This window comes from Streptococcus sp. GMD4S (assembly GCF_000296955.1).
Window position 1 is genome coordinate 1 of the sequence record NZ_AJRE01000119.1, and the last position, 3310, is coordinate 3310.

2 protein-coding genes are annotated in these 3310 nt (G+C 45.0%); both read left to right on the forward strand.

Annotated elements, in window-relative coordinates; all coding sequences use genetic code 11:
- On the forward strand, nucleotides 1-1506 hold a 1506-nt coding region (glpK, locus tag GMD4S_RS07495), incomplete at its 5' end, for a glycerol kinase GlpK (protein ID WP_000313678.1).
- 63 nt (nucleotides 1507-1569) lie between these two features.
- The coding region (glpO, locus tag GMD4S_RS07500) for a type 1 glycerol-3-phosphate oxidase (protein ID WP_000395892.1) at nucleotides 1570-3310 on the forward strand (1741 nt) is incomplete at its 3' end.

The following is a 3310-nucleotide window of genomic DNA, read 5'->3' on the forward strand; positions in this document are numbered from 1 at the left end:
TCACAAGAAAAATACATCATGGCTATTGACCAAGGAACTACTAGTTCTCGTGCCATCATTTTTAACAAAAAAGGAGAAAAGGTCAGTTCTAGTCAAAAAGAGTTCACTCAGATTTTCCCTCAAGCAGGTTGGGTAGAGCATAATGCCAATGAAATTTGGAACTCTGTTCAGTCAGTTATTGCGGGTGCTTTCATCGAAAGTGGTGTGAAACCAAGTCAAATCGAGGCAATCGGAATTACCAACCAACGTGAAACTACTGTCGTCTGGGATAAGAAAACAGGACTCCCTATCTACAATGCTATCGTTTGGCAATCACGCCAAACTGCCCCTCTGGCTGAGCAACTGAAAAGCCAAGGTTATGTGGAAAAATTCCATGAAAAGACTGGTTTGATCATTGATGCTTACTTCTCAGCGACTAAGGTTCGTTGGATTTTGGATCATGTAGAAGGTGCTCAAGAGCGAGCAGAAAAGGGTGAATTGCTCTTTGGTACCATTGATACTTGGTTGGTTTGGAAATTGACTGACGGCGCAGCTCACGTGACCGACTACTCAAACGCAGCTCGTACCATGCTCTATAACATCAAGGATCTTAAATGGGACGACGAGATTTTGGAAATCCTTAATATTCCTAAGGCTATGCTTCCAGAAGTTCGTTCTAACTCTGAAATCTACGGCAAGACAGCTCCATTCCATTTCTACGGTGGAGAAGTTCCAATCTCTGGTATGGCTGGTGACCAGCAGGCAGCTCTCTTTGGACAGTTAGCTTTTGAGCCTGGCATGGTTAAAAATACCTACGGAACTGGTTCCTTCATCATCATGAACACTGGTGAAGAGATGCAGTTGTCTGAAAACAACCTCTTGACAACGATTGGTTATGGTATTAACGGCAAGGTTTACTATGCTTTGGAAGGTTCTATCTTCATCGCAGGAAGTGCCATTCAATGGCTTCGTGACGGTCTTCGCATGGTGGAAAACTCACCAGAGTCTGAAAAATATGCTCTCAATTCTCACAATAATGACGAAGTCTATGTCGTACCTGCCTTTACAGGACTAGGGGCACCATACTGGAACCAAAACGCTCGAGGATCTGTCTTTGGCTTGACTCGTGGAACAACTAAAGAAGACTTTATCAAGGCGACTTTGCAATCTATCGCTTATCAAGTCCGTGATATCATTGACACCATGCAAGTGGATGCGCAGACAGCGATCCAAGTCTTGAAGGTAGATGGTGGTGCAGCCATGAACAACTTCCTCATGCAGTTCCAAGCTGACATCTTGGGAATTGATATCGCACGCGCTAAAAACTTGGAAACAACTGCCCTAGGTGCAGCCTTCCTAGCAGGATTGTCAGTGGGCTACTGGAAGAACTTGGATGAGTTGAAACTCTTGAACGAGACAGGAGAACTCTTCGAACCATCCATGAACGAATCTCGTAAGGAACAACTTTATAAGGGCTGGAAGAAGGCTGTGAAAGCAACGCAAGTCTTTGCGGAAATCGACGACTAATACTGTTTCTTGATGCAATTATCAGTTTAATAATGAAACGACTCAGTTAGAAAGTGTGTAAATATGGAATTTTCAAAGAAAACACGTGAATTGTCAATTAAAAAAATGCAGGAACGCACCTTGGATCTCTTGATTATTGGTGGAGGGATTACAGGAGCTGGTGTAGCTTTGCAGGCAGCAGCTAGTGGTCTTGACACTGGTTTGATTGAAATGCAGGACTTCGCAGAAGGAACATCCAGCCGATCAACAAAATTGGTCCACGGAGGTCTGCGTTACCTCAAACAATTCGACGTAGAAGTGGTATCAGATACAGTTTCTGAACGTGCGGTGGTTCAACAAATCGCTCCACATATTCCAAAACCAGATCCAATGCTCTTGCCAGTTTACGATGAAGATGGAGCGACCTTTAGCCTCTTCCGTCTCAAAGTAGCCATGGACTTATACGACCTTTTGGCAGGTGTTAGCAACACGCCAGCTGCTAACAAGGTCTTGAGCAAAGAAGAAGTCTTGGAACGCCAGCCAAACTTGAAAAAAGAAGGCTTGGTAGGAGGTGGGGTTTACCTTGACTTCCGTAATAACGATGCGCGTCTCGTGATTGAAAACATCAAACGTGCCAACCAAGACGGTGCCCTCATTGCCAACCATGTTAAGGCAGAAGGTTTCCTCTTTGACGAAAGTGGCAAGATTACAGGTGTTGTAGCTCGTGATTTGTTGACAGACCAAGTCTTTGAAATCAAGGCTCGTCTGGTTATCAATACGACAGGTCCTTGGAGTGACAAGGTACGTAATTTATCTAATAAGGGAACGCAATTCTCACAAATGCGTCCAACCAAGGGAGTTCACTTGGTAGTGGATTCAAGTAAGATCAAGGTTTCACAGCCAGTTTACTTTGACACAGGCTTGGGAGATGGCCGGATGGTCTTTGTTCTCCCACGTGAAAACAAGACCTATTTTGGTACAACCGATACAGACTACACAGGTGATTTGGAACATCCAAAAGTGACGCAGGAAGATGTGGATTATCTACTTGGCATTGTCAACAATCGCTTCCCAGAAGCCAACATCACCATTGATGATATCGAAAGTAGCTGGGCAGGTCTTCGTCCATTGATTGCAGGCAATAGCGCTTCTGACTACAATGGCGGAAATAACGGGACCATTAGCGACGAAAGCTTCAATAGCTTGATTGCGACTGTCGAGGCTTATCTATCTAAAGAAAAATCGCGTGAAGATGTTGAATCTGCTGTCAGCAAGCTTGAAAGCAGCACATCTGAGAAACATTTGGACCCATCTGCCGTTTCACGTGGTTCGAGCTTGGACCGTGATGACAATGGCCTGTTGACCCTTGCTGGTGGTAAAATCACAGACTACCGTAAGATGGCTGAAGGGGCTATGGAGCGCGTGGTTGATATCCTCAAAGCAGAATTTGACCGTAGCTTTAAACTGATCAACTCGAAGACTTATCCTGTTTCAGGTGGAGAATTGAACCCAGCAAATGTGGACTCAGAAATTGAGGCCTTTGCTCAACTTGGAGTTTCACGTGGTTTGGATAGCAAGGAAGCTCACTATCTTGCAAATCTTTACGGTTCAAATGCACCGAAGGTCTTCGCCCTTGCTCACAGCTTGGAACAGGCGCCAGGACTCAGCTTGGCAGACACCTTGTCCCTTCACTATGCAATGCGCAATGAATTGGCTCTTAGCCCAGTTGACTTCCTCCTTCGTCGTACCAACCACATGCTCTTTATGCGTGATAGTTTAGATAGCATCGTTGAGCCAGTTCTGGATGAAATGGGACGATTCTATG